This window comes from Streptomyces sp. SID3343 (assembly GCF_009865215.1).
GTDB lineage: Bacteria > Actinomycetota > Actinomycetes > Streptomycetales > Streptomycetaceae > Embleya.
Genome location: NZ_WWJX01000042.1, coordinates 1 through 18,783 on the forward strand (window position 1 = coordinate 1; position 18,783 = coordinate 18,783).

Consider the following 18,783-nt stretch of genomic DNA (forward strand, 5'->3'; position numbering starts at 1 on the left):
GGGCGCGACGCGTTGTCCCTTGAAGTAGCGGGTGACCGCGGACGCGTCGACGAACGCCTTCCGCGCGAATTCGCGTTGCGCGACGCCGGCGCGTGCGAAGCATGCCTGTATCGCCGCCCCGTAGCGCGCCGCGTCCGGCTCGACCGCGTCCCGACCCGGCACGCCCCGGCTCTCGTCCCCGCTCATGCGGGCGTCGCACTCTTCGTCACCCCCTGATTCAACGCCACGACAAGGCGGCCGGGATGCCGCAATACACAAACGTGTTGCCGATGTGCCGGCAACGGCCGTTGCCGCTACCGCAGCACCCTCCACCCGTCCGACGCTCGTCGCCGACACCCGACAAAACCGAGCATCGGAGAACACCGTGAGCACCCCGCCCGAACACCCGGACCCCGAACCCGAGCCCACCCCGACCGGTCCCGCGTCGCGACACCGACGACTGGCCGTCGCTTTGTCCGGTCTGCTGCTGGCGGCCGTGGCCACGGGCATCGGCGACGAGATCGGCCACCGCCTGGTGGCCCACGCTCCGGATGCCGGCCGCGCCCTCCTGGAATAACTCGAGCAGTCTCTTGTAGAACCGCGGATCGACGGTGGGATCTGTCCGCGCCCGACGTTCACACTCCCTCACGAGTTGACCGCCCAACGACCTTTGCTCCGTAAAGGCACGTCGCCGTCCTTGAAGTGGCGGGGTGGGCGTGTCTCGCTCATCGTCTGGGCATGTCGTCCCTGCCTGAGCCGACGACCTCGGTGTTCTCCTCGACGTCGAGGAGAACACCGAGGTCGAGATCGACGGCGTGGTCATCGGCGGCGAGACCCACGACGCGTGCATCGACAACAAGGGCCGGCTGCGACTGGACGAATGAACCCCGTCTGCGGCCGGCTACCCGACGGGTGGGGGCCGGATGGGCCGGTGTTACGGCGTTGCCAAGGCAGGGCTTGGGAACGCGACCTCGGCTGCGGGGCGGAACCACACATCGCGGCCGAGTTCGGCAACACCCCTCCGGGGGAGGCGAGATGTACGACACCCTCATGGCGACCATCCTTTGACGAGACGGGTCCGGTCCCCTTTGCGTCCGCCTCCTGACCGGTCCGTCACCGGGTCCGGACGACACACGACCCGAACATCGCGAACGCTCGCCAGGACATACCTCGCCTCGTCGACGAGATCCGACGTCTTCACCGGCTGCTCGAACTCCGCGATCAAAAGAACTCCCGTCCAGGAACGCCGTGATCACAGCGATGAAGAATGCCTCGTCGGAGCGAGCCGAGGTGCAACGGACAACGAGAACCTACAGATGCACTTACGTAGTACTCCTCGGAAGGCATCGAGTCCCATTCGGTGTTCGCGCCGTCGCGCGTCAGCATGAACAGCGGACGCGAGCGGAGGACTTGCCCGACTAATTGCCCGCGCAGGATGACCCCGGGATCATCCGGTCCTGCGAAGCCCTTGGGCCGGTAGCGAAGATGCAGGTCCATTGCCTCGGCATACGCGATTTCGTCGCGCTCCAACTCCGACAGGTCTCTCCCGACCAGCGGGAGTCTGTCGTACGCGACCTGTGGGGACCGTGCATGGCGTCGGAGGCGATACAGAACAACCTCACGGCTTGGCTCACATAGGCCGTGACGGCAGGTGGTGGAGGAGCCGCCCCGCGACGGGGGACCTCGAACCTTCCACGTCGGCGAGAAGGTCGCGTGGTGCCGTGCACACTCGCTGACCTTCGTCTGGCCGAGTAACTCAGGCGCCTCGACCACTTCCTCGACGGTCATGCCGAAGCGGAGGGGTCCGATGCCGACAGCCGGCGAATAGGACCACTCGCCCCGTTCGGCGACTGCGACCTCGAACGCCATAGGCGCTCCTCTGGGGACACCTGGGACTTGCAGTTGCCCACCGTGTGCCTATCGCCGATCAGCAGGCGGCCGGGTGCCGCCGAGCTCGCGCGGATCACTCGGCCCGACACGTGTCGTCGACCGGCCGGCAACGGCCGTTGCCACTGGCGCAGCACCTTCCACCTGTCCGACGCTCGTCGCCGACACCCGACGGAACCGAACATCGGAGGCCCCCGTGAGAACACCACCGGAACACCCGGGCCGCGAGCCTGAGCCCACCCCGACGTGGAATAGGGACCGCAGCGTGCCGGCGGCGTCCGCTCCATCCGCGCAACCAACTCGTCGACGTCGACGGTCGACCGGTCCGGCAGCGTCTGTTCGACGAACGGCCGTTCGCGGCTGCGTGGGCCCGAACTCCTCGGATCACCGCCGCTCCAGCCACCCCGGCGTACTGGCCCGCTCTGGCGATCTGCTGCTCGGGGGCCGGCGATTCGTTTGTGTCGGTGGTAGCGCGTGTTCCTGGTCGGCCCCTTGGTTGGCGGCCGGAGGCATGGGAGCAGCCCTGCGGTCGTGGGGCCGACCGGTTCACAGAACATTGTCCTCCCGGCGGAAGTCGCCTTCCCGGAAGACCGGGTTCGGGCCACTAGTAGGTAAGGCATCGAACGCGTGTCGGGGCAGGCCCGGGCGAGGTGTCATTCAGGAGGAGAGCGATGGAGCTGCTTGCGGTCGTCACGAACGTCCCACCGGTGCACGACCCGACCCCGAGCGGTATGACGACGTCGGGAAGCCGTCGACTTCGTGGTCGTCGGCGTTGCGACGTTCCTCGCGGACAGATTCACGGTCGTTTCGCCGGCCGGCTTTCGGGTGACGGACGTTCGGTCGCAGGGGTCGACGAAGTGGAGGCCTCCGGTCGTGGGGTCGTCTGAGGACGGCGGAGTCTCCGGTGAGGACGCCTCGCTCGCCGCGCTGTCGGGCCGAGACGCGTCGGAGACCGTACGCGCGGATTTCATCGCCTTCACGGACAACGAGTACGACGCGGTGGTGGCGCACTTACGCATGCGGGGGGCTCACGTCGATCACGCCGCGGACGCCGCCCAGGAAGCGTTCCTCGAACTGTGGGACCACATGATGCGGGTCGGTGGCTGGGGCTCGATCGTGTATCCGCGCTCGCGGATACGGGCGGTGGCCTGGAACAACTACCTCCGCCCGCCGGGGCAGCGTCGGCGACAGCCTCACGTCGTTCCCGTCGCGCGGATGCCTCCCGAGGCGGTGACCCATCCGGATCACGCGGGCGAGGTCGCCCTGGCCCGAACCCTGGTGTGGTGCCTGTCGCGGTGCGACGAGCAGGTCCGGGCGGTCATGGCGTTCCAGATCCAGGAGTTCCGCGCGGCAGAGACGGCCGCCGCGCTGGGAACGAGCGAACAGAAGGTCCGCGATCTTCTCAAGAAGGGCAGAGCCCAACTCAAACGGGCACTCGGCGAGGTACCGGGTTCGAGGCAGGAGCAGACGCGATGACGTACGAGCGATCCGAGTCGGAACCGAGCGACGACGACCTCGACGGCTTCCTCGCCGAGGCCCGGTCCGCTCTGCTCTCCGACGTGCGGGCGAATACGAGTCCTTCGCACGTGTTGGTCGCGGTCATGGATGTGACCGTGCCCCGACCGGGACTGCGCAGCGTGCTGGAGCAGATCGTCCTGCGCACCCAGGTGCGCGCGTTGTCGCGGCACCTGGCCGAGGTCATGGTGCTCCTGGACGGCGAGATCTGGGTCCTGGAGCAGATCGCGGAGCTGCTCGACGCGCACCGGCGGCATCCTCGTGACCGGCCCGCGTCCTGCGACTCCCTGATCGCGACGCCGGCCACGGAGCAGGGCTGGTCCACGAGGGCGGGGGCGATGTACGAGGGCCTGGCCTTCCTGGACGTGATCGGCGGGGGCCGTCCGCTTCTCGACGCGTGTGGTCGTTCCCTCAGACAGGTCGTGGCAAGGCTGCGGATCCGTGCCCCGATGTCGTCCGGGGACGACGACGCCGTCGGTTCGTTCGTCACGAAGGCCCTGGAACTGGTCGACGCCGTCGCGTGGGCACGGATCCGCCGGTTGAACCACGTGGGGGCCCTGCCGCTGGCGACGAACATCGACAGAGTCGTGCGCAGGACGGGCACCGTGGTGGTCGCCGGAGGCGACGACCATCTGCGGATCGCCGAGGTGCTCCAGGAGGTTCTGCCCGGCCTGAGCGCCGAGATCCCACCGAGACCGTGCGCGAGGATCACCCGGTCCTCGATGAACGGACTCGGTCGGTACGCGGGCGTCGTCGCGGAGATCGCGTGGAACGCCAGGGTCGCCGAGGCGCGGGTCTCGCACGTTGAGCACCGGCTCGAACGCTGGCGCAAGGCTCTCGACCTCGTCCCTCTCGACGTCTCGGGGGCCGACCTTTCCCGGATGGACCTGCACGAGCGGTCCGCGTTGCACGGAGTGGTGTGGACCGAGACGACGACGTGGCCGTCCCACGACGAGGAATGGGTGCGCGCCTGTTCGCGCGACCTGGGAGCCGGCAGCTACCAGATCGTCGGCGACGAATACCTGGACCTCGAGCGGGCCGTGACGTTCCGGTGAACCGAACGAAGAGCCGGACGCCGGGGCCGGCGGTTCGGGAGCCGGCCGAACACGGGGCGCGGCAAGGACCCGTGTGCCGCTGCGGCATGTCCATGCCGCGGCCCTGCGACGGATCGGGTGAGCCGGCTCACGCGGAACGCGCCCGCCACGTGCGGCGCGAGGACGAAGCGGATCGGCGTCCCCTCCGCGGAGTTCTCGTCGTTCACGGGGCCGGGCTCGAAAGGGTCGAATCCGTCGAGGGCGGGCGCGCGGGCGTCGTCCAGGGTGGGATGGATGGGCATGAAGCGGTGGAGTCCGGTGATTACGAAGACCCTGCACACCCGTTCGAGACTGTGCTCGCCCACCCCCGGCACCAGGCGCAGCGACGCACCGCGAAAGTGCAGGGCCTGAAGCACGTAGACGAGGGTCCCCAGGACGACGCTGCCCAGGAAGGTGGTGCGGGAGAGGTCGACCACGATGTGGGGGTGTCGTGCGTCGTCGAGTGCGGCGTCGAGCTGGGTGCGCAGGGAGGCGGCGGCGAAGAGATCCCATTCGCCAGAGAGTCGGACGACCCGCCACTCGCCGTGCGTGACGCTCTCGAAGACGGTGGGGGTGTCGCCCGGGCACGTCCCGGCCCCCGGTGGGGCGAAGAGCGCGGCGCGGTGCTCGTGGTGGTCCCGGGCGGGCTGGAGGAGCCCCTCGCGGGCGAGTTCCCATCGGGTACGGCATTCGGCCTGGAGACGGGCGTCGCCCCCGCACGCTCTCACGACGGCGACGGCCCGGTTCATGTCGAGCAGGCGTCGGCCGGAGAAGACGTCGCCAAGGGTGCTCTTGGGGACGTCGACACCGAAATTTCGCATTCGGGCGCGGAGTTCACCCAGGGACGGTTTGCCGGCGCCGAGTCGCACCCGGGCGAGCCAGTCGGCGAAGGCCCGGTGGGCGGCGGACTTCACGACGACGCTCGGCGCGGTCTCGTCGGCGTCGGCCCGATCTTCGAGGGTGGTCACGCGTTCCCCGTTCGCCGTGGTGGTGCACGGCTGGTGTGCGCCGGCACGCGACCGGTCGCGATCACAACGTAACGGCGTCCGCGTTCGACCGGGATCGTCCGCGACGGTGGCGTGGCGCCACGCCGGTCGGTTCCATGGACCGCGGCGACGCGATCCGGTCACGTCGCCGCGCCCAGGCCGTCCCGGAACGCGCGAGCCCTCGCCGGCGGTGCCGGCGAGGGCTCAACGTGTCGCGGTCGGATTCGGCGGGCTACCACCCCCGCACACCGATCGGACTGCTGCTGAGCCGAGCCCGGGCGAACGAGGTCAACGTCAGCGGGTACACGATAACGCGAAACCGCACCGAAAACTCCCTGAGATTAGGGAATCGTCCGCAGAGAGTCGGTGAATACCCAGGTCAGGGGTGATTTCGGCCCTCTTGGTAATCACTCCGACGGCGGCGTAGGCTATCGTGCGCACATCCCCCTCGTGGAATGCCTGCCTCTTACCAGGGCGTCGGCTTCGGCGAGGGATACGAGCCCGGGTGAAAGAGGAAGAGGGAACGTCAGGAAATGACTGAGAGTTTCTCGGCACTTTTATGCGTCGTATTGATCGTTTTCGCGATGTCGGCGGTGGTCGCCTACGCGGTGCGCCGACTGAGCGCCACCGCACCGGCCCGTCTCGCCGCGGTCATCGCGGCCATCACGGCCTTCGCCGCAGTGGTACCGGCGGTATTCCACGCCGCGCTCACCACCTCGTCACCACCGACGACACCGGTGGCCCCGGCCGCCGCCAGCGCCCCGGCACCCCCCGTGCCCCCGCCCTCGACAAGCCCGGGGCCTGCGGCATCAACCGGGACGCATCCCTCCGGTGTCGTCCGCTCGCCGTGAGGACGGGCTGCTCGTGCCCCGGCCCCGGCAACGCCCACCCGACCCCGACGGCGCCCCTGCGGCCCCCTCGCTCCTGTACTCGCACCACCGATACCCACCGCACAGCTTCTTCGGGCTGCTCGACGAAACCCACCGCGAGGCGCTGCTGCGCAGGGCCTCGTTATCCAGACTCAAGAAGGGGAACTCCAAGAACCTCTACTTCGAGACGTCGATGGGAATCATCCTGTTCGGGATTCTCCGCGAGACCCCCTACATGGGCGGTTCCATTAACACGCGACTGCGCACAGCGGGCGACATCGTCGAATCCTCGACCGTTTTCGATCGAACGGGCGGAAACGTCTCGGTGCACGGCGTACAATCCACCACCCTCATCGCGATCACCCGTCACGCATTCACCACGTTCCTCGACAACCACCCGGCCGCGATGACGGCACTCGCCCGATCCATGGCCCAACGCGAGAAACTCGACCTGTACCTGGACGTCCACGTCCGCCACGGCACCGCGCCCACCCGCATCGCCCGCTACCTGTGCTTCCTCGCCGACTTCCTCGGCGAGGACACCGGCAACGGCCCCCACCGCGGCCTGCGCATCTCCGGGTTCTCCCAGACCGACATCGCCGACGGCATCGGCGCCTCCCGGGCCTCCGTGGAGAACTTCTTCCGCGAACAACGCCTGGCCGGCAGGGTGACCACCGCCTACCGCGTCATCGACATCCTCGACCCCGGCGGACTACGCGCCCAGGCGGGGAACATGCCCGTCTGGCAACACTGACCCGACCACCCTCGCCACGATCTCGATCCCGGACGACCCCGGGCCCGGATCCCCGTCCGACCGAACACGGTCGGGCGGGGATCTCTCCCCGGGCATCGCACACGCCGGAACATCCTTGCCGGCCGGCGCCGCCGACTCGCCGACAAGCCGTGCGCGTTCGAGCTGCCGCCGGAGTTGCTCGCGCAGGAACCGCCCGAGGCACGCGGGGGCGAGCGAAGCGATGTGCGCCTGGCCGTGGTGGACCGCGGCACCGGGCACGTACGACATCGCGTGTTCCGGGACGTTGTGGACCACACGCGGCCGGGGGACGTACTGGTGGTCAACAACGCCCGCTTCGTGCCCAGCCTGTTGGAGGGCGGAGACCGCGGACGGGCGGGTGGTGGCGGTGAGCTTCCACTCCCCGCGTCCGGCCCGGGACCGGCTTCACCCGCCTGCACATCTCCCCCGGCCACCGCTTTCGCGCCTGTGACGCACTGCTGACCAACCTCCACGAACCCTGCTCGTCCGAACTCGTTTTGGTCGCCGCGTTCACCGGCCGCGACCTCCTCATGCGGGCCTACCGCGACGAACTCGTCCCCCACGGCTACCACTTCGACTACTTCGGCGACTCCATGCTCGTGTCTTGAATCCGCCCGTCCGACGCGAGCTTTCCGTTGAACAGATAGTCCTTGAAGTGAACGGTCATCTCAGCCGCATCGAGGTACGGCGCCGGCAGGGGGCGGAGCAGGGACACCACCCGGTCCTTGATGGAATAAGCGAAGAGATGGTTGCCCAAGGGGTTGTAGTGACCCGCCCCGTCGACGAAGAACTGCCCCATGTACTCGTCGAATTCGATCCTGTATCTCTGGTGATCACGCAGGTGCACTTCGTTCATGTCGAAGTACTCGAAGCCTCCTCGCAGGAGGTGGTCCACCACGTCCTGATCATGGCGACGCTCCTGGCGATGCATCTGCCGGATCGAACGCACCGGGTCGAACAGCGCCACGAGTAGTTTTTGGCCACCTTGTCCGACCCAGGTCATGGCCTTCTCCAGGACGAAAATGCTGGTCCGCTGCGCATATTGGTCGAGCAGTCGTCCTGCTTGCGCCCGCCGTTGCGCATCGGGCCGTGACAGGTCCAGACGAAATCCCAGTAGTTCGGCCAACCTGACGGCCCTCGTCTCGTCCACATCGCTGATTCTGCCGCGATGGTAGAGAAACAGCTGCAGGGCGAGTTCCTCGCGGTAGTTGTCCACGATCCACTGTGCGTCTGTCAGGCGCTCAAGCGACGCGACGGAAGGGAAGGGATTGTCTCGCTCCACCATGGCGCCGCTGTCGAGATCGATCGCGATACTGGGTGCCGATAAGGTGAGGACGCCCTTGGTCTGCGGAAAGTAACGAATCAGCGGCATTGACCGGCCGAGCAGGCTCCGCGTCGAGTCGTCTCCCCAGATGTAGAAGACCACCAACTCGGACGGGTTCTTGCTCTCCTCCAATACCATGCGCCGATACGTCTGATAGACGCTGGCGCCCCCGACGCCGAAGTTCCGGATCGGCTCCTGGAGGTGCCCGGCCAGGTACTCCTGCCAGCACTCACCATCGTTCACCTGATCGCCGTGGGTGAAGCTGTCACCGTATGTGCTGATCCGGCCCACGCCGTCGGCGTGTACGAACGAACGCCGTGCTCCGTCCTCACGCACCTTGACGAAGACAGCGCTGCCGTCGCTACCACCAGGCAAACGAAGCCCGGGAAACTCCACCCCGCCGCCGGCGATGGTGTAGTCCCGCTCGACGAAGCCCAGATGAGGGTGGAGCGACCAGCGCAAGCGGCCGTCAAGCGACCGAGCTATGTCTTCGGGTGTCATGGCGCAACCGCGTAGATATTCAGCGTACGTCGGTGCAGCTTCGCTACTCTTCATCGACCCTTCTCCTCCAAAAGCGCGAACTGTTCAAGCACCCGGTGGGCCGAGGTCGAGCCCTACTTGCCGGTGCCGCCGGGAACGCCGCCCTGTAGTCCGGCGAGGAAATGCTTGGACAAGAACACGAAGAGCACCAACAACGGGATGCTCGCGATGGCGTATCCCGCGAACAGCGGACCGTATTCGGTCGCGTGCTGAGTCTGGAAGAACTGCAAACCCGCCGACACCGTGCGCAGCTCGTTCTCCGTGACGGTGAGCAGTGGCCAGAAGAAGTCGTTCCACACGCCTATCACGGTCACCAACGCGATGATTCCGACGACGGGGAGCGACAACGGGACCATGATGGAGAAGAACATGCGCGGCCCACTGGCGCCATCGACCCGCGCGGCGTCGAACAGCTCCTGCGGCAACTGCTCGACGAACGTCTTCATCAGCACCGTTCCGAGCACCGCACCACCCACCAGGTGCGGGATGACAAGCGCGATCCGGGTGTTGAGCAGCCCCATGTCGCGCATGAGCACGAACATCGGGATCAAGCTGGAGATCCCCGGCACCATGAGCAGCAACGCGACGAGCCCGAACAACGCCTTCCGTCCGACGAATTCGTAACGGGCAAAGACGAACGCTGCCACCATGCACAGCGCCAGCGCTCCGACGCCGGAGCCGACCGCGACGATCAGCGAGGTGACCAGGTACGGCTGGATCTGCTCCCAGGCCCTGGCGTAGTTCTCGAAGTGGAACGGCGCGCTGGGCATCCACCACGACTCGTAGTACTGCTCGTTGGTTTTCAGTGACGTCGTGAGCATGAAGAGGAACGGGAAGAGCCCGACGAACGTGATCAGGCCGAGCACGCCTTTTATTGCGAACTGGTTGCCGCGCCGACGTCCGCGCGTCGTGGCCGGCCGTGTCGCGGCTCGCCCTGGTTCGCTCTGGTCCGGGGCGCTGCGTGGGCGGGGTTCGACCTCAGAGTCGACGGACATTGGTCCGGTCCTCCCTTTTCACGAACATGATGACGACGCTGAGGAGGATCGTCATGACGAACAGCGTGGTGGACAGCGCGGCGGCGTAACCCCAGTCGCTGCCCTGGAACGCCACTCCGAGCATTCGGAGCACCGGCACCTGGGTCGCGTTGTCGGGACCACCGCCAGTGAGCAGGTATGCCGAGAAGCCGTATTGCAGGACGTTGATCGTCGCCAGGAAGACAAGCAGCTTGAGCTGGCTCGTCATCAGGGGAAGGTCGATCGCGAAGAACCGTCGAAGCCGGCCGCATCCGTCGAGCGCGGCCGCCTCGAAGATCTCGGTCGAGACGTTCTGCAGGGTGGTGAGAAACACCAGGAACGGAAGCCCGGCGACGAACGGGAACCCGATGAACAGTAGCGACAGCAGCGCGAACTGCGGATCGCCCACCCAGTTCTGTGCCAGGGCGTCCAGCCCGGCGCTTCGCAGTAGTCGGTTGATGACGCCGTTGTTCGGTTCGAACATCGCTCCCCAGAGCAGGATCGTAACGACTCCGGGAAAGGCCATAGGCGCGATCAGGGCGGTGCGGAAGAAGAACTGTGCACGTTTGCTTTTGAGGCTGATGAGGAGCTCGGCCGCAAGCAACGGAATCGCCCACGCTACGGTGACACTGAAGATGAAGATGACACCGAGGTTGCGGAACGAATCCCACCACAGGTCGTCGGCCACCATCGTCTCGTAGTTGTCGAGCCCGACGAAGGGCGAGTCGAAGCCCGGCCGCCAGTCGTAGAACGAGTGCCAAATCCCGCTCGCCGCCGGGTAGAAGGCGAACACCGCCAGCGTCGCGAAGAGCGGCAGGAGGGCCAGGTAGGCGTACCAGGGAAAGCGTTTCCGCGATCTCGGCATCGTCTTGCCTTCGACTCGCCGTGTTTTTTCGCGGCGCGGCTCTGTGGCCTGCGTGTCGCTTCCGACTGTCATCCCTTCGCCCAGGGTTCGTTGTTCCACTTCCTGTCCTTGACGATCTGTTGTGCGCCCTTGGTCCACATGTCCTGGAGGTAGCTTTGCTGCTCCTGCATGGACTTCGTCCCCAACAGCCATCCCTCGACGAGGCTTAGCTTGGTCACACTCGTCGGTCCGACAGGCAGTTCGAGGGGAGCCGGGTCGCCCCATGTTCCCTCGGCGAACGCATTCGTCTCTTGTGCGCCGGTCGCGCCCTCGACCGCGGGGATGCCGCCGGTCGCCTTCAGCCAGGGGTCGATGTTCGCCGGCGTACTGACGAACTGCAGGAACTTCACGGTGGCGGCGAGCTTTTCGCCCTTGACCGTCGACGGGATCATGTAGCTGGTGCCGCCGACGCCGGCCCCGAACCTCGGCGGAGCGCCGTCGGCGAGCGGGGTCGACTCCTGGGTGATCTGCGGGAACGGCATGCTGGAGACCTCGAATTTCGAGGTGTTGAGGGAGCCGGCGCCAAAGTTGACGCCCCACGCCATGGCGGCCTTGGCGGTGGAGAAGTCACGCAGTCCGACTACGGAACCGTTGAGCCCTTCGGTGTTGCCCGACCATTGCTTGTCCACGCACGCGCCCCACATCTTCTTGAGGAGCTCGAGCGCCGCGACGACCTCGGGGGTCTTTGTGGTGAGCTCGCCGGTGAGCACGGCCTTGGTCAGCGCCTTCTCGGCAACAGCGGGAGCGCCGGTCGCCGACGTCGCCTTGCCTGGGTTCCCGTCGAAGTCGAAGGTGTTGAGCCGCTCGACGTGCTTGTCCAGCAACATCCCGCTGATCGCGCGCATCGTCCATTCGGGTCCGATGTCGGACCGGTCCATCGCGAGCGGTGTGTAGCCTGCGGCCTTCAGCTTGGCGCACCCCTGGATGAGGTCTTCGAAGGTCTTGAACGGCGCCGTCAGGCCGGCCTTGGCGAAGGCCTCCTTGTTGTAGAAGATCCCGGTCCCGACCAGGTTGAAGGGTACGAGCTCGACCTTGCCGTCGGCGTTGCGGAGCTTGGGATTCCCCTGGACGTAGTAGCGACTTTTGAAGGCGTCGACCCACTTCTCGCTGCCCGGCCCGGACTTGATGTAGGGGTTGGGTTTCGCGAGATACTCGTCGAGCGGGTGGACCATGTGTGGCTTGTGGGGCACTTGGCTGAACACCAGTTCCGGGGCGGTACCGGCGGCAAGGTGCGTGGAAACCGTCTGCGTGAAACTGTTCAGCGGAAGCACGACAGTTTTGACCTTGATATTCGGCTCCGCTTTTCGGAAAGATGCGACCAGATCTTCCCAGGGCTTACCGAACGAAGAACCGCTCTCGCTCCATTGGTTCGGGCCTTCCAAGGTGATGGTCACGGTTTTCCCTGACGACGAATCGTCCCCTCCGGAGCCGCAGGCGACCAGGCCGACCGCCAGGGCCGCAGCGGTTGCAGTGAGGCGCATTGTCGTCGAATTCCGCGACCTCATGAATCCACGGCGACTTCGTTCGCTTGTACTGAATCTGAGCATGTGGACACCTTCTTCTGGCCCGCGACTGTGTAGTCCGGGCGGTGGTGTGTAAAAGCGCTCTGGATTGTTTCAGCGAGCTGGGCGAGAACCTAGGTCCGTGTCACTTGCGCTGTCAATACATCGACGAGGATCACGAAACTCCACGGGGGCGGGTGCCGGCTGCGGTCGTGCGAGTGCATAACTGCCGTAGGGGGCCGCCTGTTGAAACTGTGCGGCCGGCGCAGCGCCATGAGCAAGTCAGGCGGCACCGCGTCGCGGAAGCCTGGCGGTGGGGGCGCTGCCCACGGCTTCGCTCCTCGCGCAGCGGCTTCGATTCGCCGTAAGGCGGCGGCCTGCGCCTGCGGTGACTCGGCTGTGCAGCAGCGATGAGCACGTCGGTCGGTCACCACGGGAGTGGCGACGCGCACAGCATGCCCTGTGGCCGGCTCCGGACTCCGCAGCGGAGTCACGTTGAGAAAATCGTCCAGCTATCGACCCGCCCGCCCATGTCGCACCCAGGCAACCTCGCCGAAGCTGGATGCCCGTAGGCGTAGCAACTCACCGACAGGTCATGCGGATACGACTCCGTCCGCATGATGGCCCGACCTTGGGAGACCCCCATGATGCGTGACCTCGAACTGTCCCGTCGACGACGACCGCGACTGCGGGCGACGGGTACGGGAGCGGGCCGACGCCGGCGAGTCGCGGACGCTGGACGAGCGGCTGCCCAAGGAGCTGTTCATCGTCGGCCACGGCTGACTCGTCACCGACGAGATCGTCCAGATGTAAGCGGGTGACTTCGGCGGCACCGTGCAGACGCGGAGGCCCGTCGACGGCCGGGCCGTGATCCGGGTCGAGAAGTGCGTCGTGGCGAGATTCCGCTGCACCCGTGCTGAATTCACCTTCGCGGTCACCATTGCGAGCCGCGCAAAAGGCGACTGCGCGACGGAGGTCCCCGCGCCGACGGTGTCACGGCGTTTCCGGGGCTGATCGGCGATCCGCCCCGAGGTGAATGACATTTCTCCTGCCAGCCTGAAACGGAAGGGCCGCACCATGGGCAACAACGGCATCGGACGAAGAAAGTTTCTACAGTTCGGCGGTATCGGCGCGGTCGCCGTGCTCGGCAGCGGCTATTTTCGGGTGACACCGGCCGAAGCCGCTGAAGCCGCAGAGCGCGCCGACACCGAGCCCTGGGAATTCGATTCGGCTCGGGGTTTGTTCATCCAGCCGATCACCACCACCGGGACGGCGGTGGCGTGGGAGTTCAATACCGACGGCAACGCCGAAGGGTGGACTGCGGCGAAAGGCTTGGCGCCCTTGGTCGTGGGTGGTGGCACGCTCAGCACCAGCGTTACCGGTTTCGACCCCTACATGACCGCGCCGCCGCTCAGCCTCGACGGTATCCGTGACCGCATTCTCCGGTTCCGGATGCGGGCGACCGCCGGTGAGAGTGTCTCGATCTATTTTGCCACCGACAAGTCCCCGACGTTGGGTGTGGACAAGCTGATCGAAATTCCGATCACGGCCGACGGCGAATTCCACGAGTACACGGTGGATCTCGCGGCGAAGAACGCGCGGTGGCAGCAGGGAAAGGTGCAGGTCTTCCGGCTGGACAGGGAGCCGCCGGCCGCCGACGGCGCCCGGATCGAGTTCGACTACATCCGCATCGAACAACTCGGTGCCAGAATCGCGGTCGCGCCGCTCGTCGTACGGCCGGGCTCGGTCCGCCCCGGCGACGAGCTCACCCTGGCCATCGAGCTGACCAACGTCGGCGGCGAGCCGTCCGTGGCCTTCCCCGCCGAGGTCACGCTGCCGAACGGGGTGACGCTCGTCTCGGGGGGCACGACTCGGACTGCTCCGGTGATCGCGCCGGACGGCAAGGCTCAATTGCTGTGGACGGCGCGCCCGACGGTTGACGTACCCGGAGTTGCCACGTTCGACATGGAGGTGCCTGGCAGCCGCCAACAGTTCGGCGCGATCCTGCCCATCGTCCCCGCGGCGCCCCCGTCCGCACACTGGTGGCCCAGCGGCGTGCACGTCTTCGAAGACCAAGCAGGGCACGTGCACCTGCAGAACAAGAACGTCCGCGCGATCATCGTCCGCGGATCCGGAGGCTACAGCCAACTCGTCCTGGACGTCCGGTCCGGCCAGGGGTGGAAGCGCATGGCGACCTCCCAGCCGCTGAGCTACCTCGTCGGCCCCGCGGCCGATGGCGTCCGGCTGATACCGATCGTCCCCGACACCGCTGAACTGGCCGCCGACCATGTCGTATTGACCGGGCAGGTGACGGATGCCGACGGCGTGCGGTGGACCTCTCGACTTCGGCTCGCCGTCCGGCCCGTGTCCGACGATGCCGGCGCAGCCGCGCGCGCCGTCAAGGCCACGTACTCCATCACTCCCGACCGGCAGGCGAGGTTCCTCGCTTTCGGCGGCCCATCGCTCACCGCCGGCGAGGGCAGCTTCGGCAAGCCCAAACACATGGGGCTCTTCCCCGGGCTCGAATGGCTCGTCGCGGGAGAACGCTCGTCGAGCACCCTCGACGTCTGGGCACCGGACAACCTCCGCATCACACCGCATCCACTGAGGATCACGGTCCCGGTGATGGCGATCTCCGGCGGCGGGTCGACGGTGTCGGTCGCCTGGGACACGAACCAGCAGTGGGACGACCAAAGCCGTTACCCCAGCGCACGGTTCGCCTCACCCAACTGGCTCGCCGGGCAGGCCAACCATCTGCTCTCGCTTTTCGTCCCGGCCGTTCCCGATCCGGTCGCGGAGAACGCGCCATGGGCGACGACTCCCTGTCCCGCCGCGGCCGGCCGGCCGCTTTCCGTCAACGCCGATTTCGTCGTCAACCCCTCCGACGACGTTCTCACCGCTGTCGAGGACTGGTACGCGTTGCATGGAGTCCCCGAGCCCGGCACGATGCCGTTCGGCTGGGAGGACGAACTCGCGCTCGTCCGGCACGCCTACCTCGACTCCTACTGGGATCCGGAGGTCAAGGGGTGGCAGGCGTGGGGACCGGGCCAAGAGGCGGCGCAATCCGTGCCGTGCGGGGCGAACCTGCAGATCGCGGGGCTACTGACCACTGACCCCGCCGAGCGGACGGCTGTGTTCGGTCGGGTACACGAATTCGTCGTGAGCGTCCTCACCAACAACGGTCCGAGCGCGCTCGGGAATACGGACGGCACGTACAGCGGCTGGTTCCACGCGCCCTTCTACCTCGGCCACCTCGAGGGCGCCATAGCCGAATTCGAAAAGAACAGGGACGCGAGGATCAACACCCAACTGCCGTCCGGCGGCTGGGCCTTCAACCCCAAAGGGGAAGACGAGATCCTTGGTGTACCCGGAACCGAGATCATGGGGGTCTCGACCGTCCACGCCCAGGGCCTCCTGCGGTATGCCCGACTCACCGGCGACCCCGCAGCCCATCAGGCGGGTATGCGCGCGCTCGACTTCATCGAACAGTTCGACGTGCCACGCGCCGTGGGTGTCTGGGAGATGCCGATCCACACGCCCACGCTCCTCGCCTCCGCGTACGGCATCGGCGCCTACACCGAGGCGTACCGGCTCACCGGCCAGGCTCGGTACCTGGACCGGGCGATCTACTGGGCGCGGACCGGACTGCCGTTCCTGTACGCGTGGTCGGCACCCGACCGGCCGTACATGCCGTACGCGTCGATCTCCGACTACGGCGCAACGATGTTCACCATCCCGTGGTTCGGCAGACCGGTGCAGTGGGTGGGCCTGGTCTACGCCTACTTCCTGCTCAGTCTTCTCGACGCTGTTGCCGACCCGGCCTGCACCAAGCCGTTCGAGCTGCCGGCCGACATCGGCGGGTTCCCGTGGCGTCGGATAGCCGAGGCCATCGTGATCAGCGCGATGAACCAGCAGCGGACAACCGAGCCCTACAAGGGCGGTTACCCGGATAGCTGGCTGCTGGTGCCGAACACGCCTGTCAAAGACTTCTATCTCAACCCCGACGACATCCTCAAGCCCGTCGTCATGCTCCTCGGCCACCCCGTCGATGTGCAGACCGCGCTGCTCCATCCGAACACCCGGATCTCCACCGCCGCCGATGTGCTCGGCGCCGAGCGCACATCGTCGAGGCTGACCGCCCGACTGGGGTTCTTCCCGGGGCAGGCATCACAGCTGCTCGTCACCGGGATACCCACCCCGCGTTCGGTCCAGGTCGACGGCCGGAATCTTCCACCGGTCACAGACCTCGACGCCGCCCCCGAGGGGTGGAAGCGCGTCGCGAACGGCACCACGTTCGTCAAGATGCGCCATGCGCAGATCTCGACGCTGACCATCGATTACTAACCGGGCGAGTGAGACCCGAGCGTGCCGGAGGCGGGCAATCCCTCCGGCACGCTCGCTCTCGACTCGACCATCTGGCCCACCGTACGAAAAGGAGCACCGTGCCGAGCAGCAAGCTGGAGCTGGACCTGGTCCGCATCCCGCAGGGAACCGCGCAGACCGGGACGCCGCGCACGCGGGTGGATGACCTCGCCGAGCGCTTCGGAGTGCACCCGTCCTGGTTCGACGGCGAGCTGCCGGGCGCCCGGGTCGAGCTGCGGGCGTACGACATCGGCCGCACGCCCGTCACCAACGAGCAGTGGGCGTGCTTCGTCGCCGACGGCGGCGGCGAGGCGCCCGGGTGGTGGAAAGCCTCGACCCCGCCACCGGACAAGGCGAACCATCCCGTCACGCACGTCAACCTGCACGACGCCCTCGCCTTCGCCACGTGGGCAGGTGTGCGGCTGCCGACTGCGGCGGAGTGGGAGCACGCGGCACGAGCCGACGACCGCCGTCTCTTCCCGTGGGGCGACGAGATCGCGCCGTCGTCGGCCCACTATGGAGCGCTCGGCACCGCTGCGGTGGGATCGCTGCCGGCCGGTGCCAGTCCGTTCGGCGTCCTGGACATGTCGGGCAACGTCGCCGAGTGGACCGCCGACCGACCCGACGGCGCGACCGCGATCGTCAAAGGCGGCAGCTGGGTGACGACGGCGCCGGCCAACCTGCGGGTGGCCGCGGTGGGGCAGTCGGGCTGGGCGCTGAACCGCACGGACTACATCGGCTTCCGCATCGCGCGAAGCCGCTGAGAGGGAATGATGAAATTCGAACCCGTCGCAGGAACCATGAGCGCCTGGCTGAGCGAGGTGCCGGCCTTTCCCGGCGCCCGCTTCTCACTCGCCTTTCCGGAGGCCATCGGCGACGCCGCGGCCGCCGTCTGGTACACCACGCTCGTGCCGGAGTGGGAGCAGCTGGACACGCGCATATGGCAGGCGACCGGACGCCGGCCCGGTGAGCTGGCCTACCGGATGACTTCGCCGCCACGCGCGGCCCACCTCACCACCATCGGAGCGCCGTGAACATCAACGCACGGTTTCGCACCCGTCCCCTGAGCGCCCTCGCCCTCACCGCCGTCACGATGGCCGCCACCGCGGTGATCGCCCCCCGGGCGTCCGCCGACGTCCCCGCCGTCACCAAGGTCGGCAACAGCGTCGAGGTGCGCTGCGCCGCCTTCACCTACCACCGCGACAGCGACTGGTACTTCCCCGCCGGCACCCCCCGGGGCCTGGTCTGGCTCCAGCACGGCTTCAGCCGAGCCAACGACCAACTGACCGATCTGGCGAACCGGTACGCGGCCGCCGGCTTCGTCGTGTTCGCCCCCACCCTCCCCTCCGCCGACCTCTTCGGCTGCACCGTCTCCAACCTCGGCAACAACACCGCCTTCCTCGACAACGTCACCGATCTGTTCGGCAAGTCGGCCGACCCCAACGACAAACTCGGACGCAGCTTCACCGACGCGAAGAACCGCGCCGGACGCCCCGACCTCGCCCTACCGCAGAAACTCCTCTTCGCCGGCCACTCCGCCGGCGGCGAGGCGGTCGCCTACGCCGCGAACCGGCTGCGCACCACCTACCCGGCCGCCTTCGCCCGCCTCTCCGGCCTGATCCTGCTCGACCCCGTCAACTCCTTCATCGGCCTGAACATGGCCAAGGCACTCAACGCCCTGGCCCCCACCCCGCTCCCGATGCTGGCCGTCTCCTCCCCGCCGTACTCGGCCAACGGCAACGCCTCGGGCACCGTCGAACTGACCACCGACGTACACCGACCCTTCCTCGGCGTACGCCTGACCAGCGGATCGCACTGCGACGCCGAAGGCGCCACCACCGACCGCCTGTGCACCGTCCTGAACGGCACCCCCCAGGCCCCCAACGTCTCCGCCCTGCAGACATTCGCCACCCGCTGGGCCATCGACTTCGCCGACGGCACCCACACCGCCTCCCACTACCCGGGCGGCACCTACTACGAGAGCCTGCGCACCGCAGGATCGATCCAGACCCTCTCCGGCACCTGAGGTCGCGGACACCACGGCGGCCGGCGCCCAC

18 protein-coding genes are annotated in these 18,783 nt (G+C 67.3%); 11 read left to right on the forward strand and 7 right to left on the reverse strand.

Features of this window, described 5'->3' with window-relative positions; genetic code table 11:
• Positions 1 to 186 (reverse strand): helix-turn-helix transcriptional regulator (locus GT354_RS01645; RefSeq protein ID WP_161354340.1); only part of this gene is annotated, 186 nt, incomplete at its 3' end.
• A 178-nt stretch (positions 187 to 364) separates the two neighbouring features.
• On the opposite strand from GT354_RS01645, the gene GT354_RS01650 reads away from it, so the two are divergent.
• Positions 365 to 556, forward strand: a complete 192-nt coding sequence (locus GT354_RS01650) for a hypothetical protein (RefSeq protein WP_161354341.1) — start codon at positions 365 to 367, stop codon at positions 554 to 556.
• Positions 557 to 1,200: 644 nt separating this feature from the next.
• Here GT354_RS01650 and GT354_RS01655 read toward each other — a convergent pair.
• Complete coding sequence (locus GT354_RS01655) at positions 1,201 to 1,848, reverse strand: hypothetical protein (RefSeq protein WP_161354342.1); 648 nt, start codon at positions 1,846 to 1,848, stop codon at positions 1,201 to 1,203.
• An 891-nt stretch (positions 1,849 to 2,739) separates the two neighbouring features.
• Between GT354_RS01655 and GT354_RS01660 the strand changes: the two genes are divergently transcribed.
• On the forward strand, positions 2,740 to 3,342 hold the full coding sequence (locus tag GT354_RS01660) for a sigma-70 family RNA polymerase sigma factor (protein WP_161354343.1): 603 nt from the start codon (positions 2,740 to 2,742) through the stop codon (positions 3,340 to 3,342).
• Entirely contained in the window at positions 3,339 to 4,436 is a 1,098-nt protein-coding gene (locus GT354_RS01665; RefSeq protein ID WP_161354344.1) for a hypothetical protein, read from the forward strand. The genes GT354_RS01660 and GT354_RS01665 overlap by 4 nt, the downstream gene beginning before the upstream one ends.
• Here the strand turns inward: GT354_RS01665 and GT354_RS01670 are convergent.
• Positions 4,379 to 5,422 (reverse strand): STAS domain-containing protein, encoded by a 1,044-nt coding sequence (locus tag GT354_RS01670; protein WP_161354345.1) that lies wholly within the window; start codon positions 5,420 to 5,422, stop codon positions 4,379 to 4,381. The genes GT354_RS01665 and GT354_RS01670 overlap by 58 nt on opposite strands.
• Before the next feature lie 551 nt (positions 5,423 to 5,973).
• Here GT354_RS01670 and GT354_RS01675 point away from each other — a divergent pair.
• From GT354_RS01675 to GT354_RS01690, 3 genes are all read left to right on the forward strand, one after another.
• A complete protein-coding gene (locus GT354_RS01675) occupies positions 5,974 to 6,291 on the forward strand; it encodes a hypothetical protein (protein WP_161354346.1) in 318 nt (105 codons plus the stop codon).
• Positions 6,272 to 7,063 (forward strand): Crp/Fnr family transcriptional regulator, encoded by a 792-nt coding sequence (locus GT354_RS56280; RefSeq protein ID WP_161354347.1) that lies wholly within the window; start codon positions 6,272 to 6,274, stop codon positions 7,061 to 7,063. The genes GT354_RS01675 and GT354_RS56280 overlap by 20 nt, the downstream gene beginning before the upstream one ends.
• A gap of 437 nt (positions 7,064 to 7,500) precedes the next feature.
• The gene (locus GT354_RS01690) at positions 7,501 to 7,689 is read left to right on the forward strand and encodes an S-adenosylmethionine:tRNA ribosyltransferase-isomerase (RefSeq protein WP_346011791.1); all 189 of its coding nucleotides are present in this window, start codon (positions 7,501 to 7,503) and stop codon (positions 7,687 to 7,689) included.
• Here GT354_RS01690 and GT354_RS01695 read toward each other — a convergent pair.
• From GT354_RS01695 to GT354_RS01710, 4 genes are all read right to left on the reverse strand, one after another.
• On the reverse strand, positions 7,659 to 8,960 hold the full coding sequence (locus GT354_RS01695) for a hypothetical protein (RefSeq protein ID WP_161354349.1): 1,302 nt from the start codon (positions 8,958 to 8,960) through the stop codon (positions 7,659 to 7,661). The two genes, GT354_RS01690 and GT354_RS01695, sit on opposite strands and share 31 nt — an antisense overlap.
• Positions 8,961 to 9,019: 59 nt before the next feature.
• A complete protein-coding gene (locus GT354_RS01700; protein WP_202511434.1) occupies positions 9,020 to 9,811 on the reverse strand; it encodes a carbohydrate ABC transporter permease in 792 nt (263 codons plus the stop codon).
• A gap of 112 nt (positions 9,812 to 9,923) precedes the next feature.
• Complete coding sequence (locus GT354_RS01705; RefSeq protein ID WP_202511435.1) at positions 9,924 to 10,922, reverse strand: sugar ABC transporter permease; 999 nt, start codon at positions 10,920 to 10,922, stop codon at positions 9,924 to 9,926.
• On the reverse strand, positions 10,892 to 12,256 hold the full coding sequence (locus GT354_RS01710) for an extracellular solute-binding protein (RefSeq protein WP_161354350.1): 1,365 nt from the start codon (positions 12,254 to 12,256) through the stop codon (positions 10,892 to 10,894). Before GT354_RS01710 ends, GT354_RS01705 begins: the two co-directional genes overlap by 31 nt.
• 759 nt (positions 12,257 to 13,015) lie before the next feature.
• Between GT354_RS01710 and GT354_RS55600 the strand changes: the two genes are divergently transcribed.
• From GT354_RS55600 to GT354_RS01730, 5 genes are all read left to right on the forward strand, one after another.
• A complete protein-coding gene (locus tag GT354_RS55600) occupies positions 13,016 to 13,147 on the forward strand; it encodes a hypothetical protein (protein ID WP_272923732.1) in 132 nt (43 codons plus the stop codon).
• 294 nt (positions 13,148 to 13,441) lie between these two features.
• Complete coding sequence (locus GT354_RS01715; RefSeq protein WP_202511436.1) at positions 13,442 to 16,708, forward strand: DUF11 domain-containing protein; 3,267 nt, start codon at positions 13,442 to 13,444, stop codon at positions 16,706 to 16,708.
• A gap of 98 nt (positions 16,709 to 16,806) precedes the next feature.
• Positions 16,807 to 17,490 carry an SUMF1/EgtB/PvdO family nonheme iron enzyme gene (locus GT354_RS01720; RefSeq protein WP_161354351.1) on the forward strand — a complete coding sequence of 228 codons (684 nt, stop codon included), beginning with the start codon at positions 16,807 to 16,809 and terminating at the stop codon, positions 17,488 to 17,490.
• 36 nt (positions 17,491 to 17,526) lie between these two features.
• Positions 17,527 to 17,760, forward strand: a complete 234-nt coding sequence (locus tag GT354_RS01725) for a hypothetical protein (RefSeq protein WP_161354352.1) — start codon at positions 17,527 to 17,529, stop codon at positions 17,758 to 17,760.
• On the forward strand, positions 17,757 to 18,752 hold the full coding sequence (locus GT354_RS01730) for an alpha/beta hydrolase (protein ID WP_161354353.1): 996 nt from the start codon (positions 17,757 to 17,759) through the stop codon (positions 18,750 to 18,752). The genes GT354_RS01725 and GT354_RS01730 overlap by 4 nt, the downstream gene beginning before the upstream one ends.
• Positions 18,753 to 18,783 lie beyond the last annotated feature (31 nt).

Excerpts from the sequence above, each read along its gene's own strand:
- GT354_RS01655 (WP_161354342.1), bottom strand. The coding sequence starts at position 1,848 with ATGGCGTTCGAGGTCGCAGTCGCCGAACGGGGCGAGTGGTCCTATTCG.
- GT354_RS01665 (WP_161354344.1), top strand. The coding sequence starts at position 3,339 with ATGACGTACGAGCGATCCGAGTCGGAACCGAGCGACGACGACCTCGAC.
- GT354_RS01675 (WP_161354346.1), top strand. The coding sequence starts at position 5,974 with ATGACTGAGAGTTTCTCGGCACTTTTATGCGTCGTATTGATCGTTTTC.
- GT354_RS01695 (WP_161354349.1), bottom strand. The coding sequence starts at position 8,960 with ATGAAGAGTAGCGAAGCTGCACCGACGTACGCTGAATATCTACGCGGT.
- GT354_RS01715 (WP_202511436.1), top strand. The coding sequence starts at position 13,442 with ATGGGCAACAACGGCATCGGACGAAGAAAGTTTCTACAGTTCGGCGGT.
- GT354_RS01725 (WP_161354352.1), top strand. The coding sequence starts at position 17,527 with ATGAGCGCCTGGCTGAGCGAGGTGCCGGCCTTTCCCGGCGCCCGCTTC.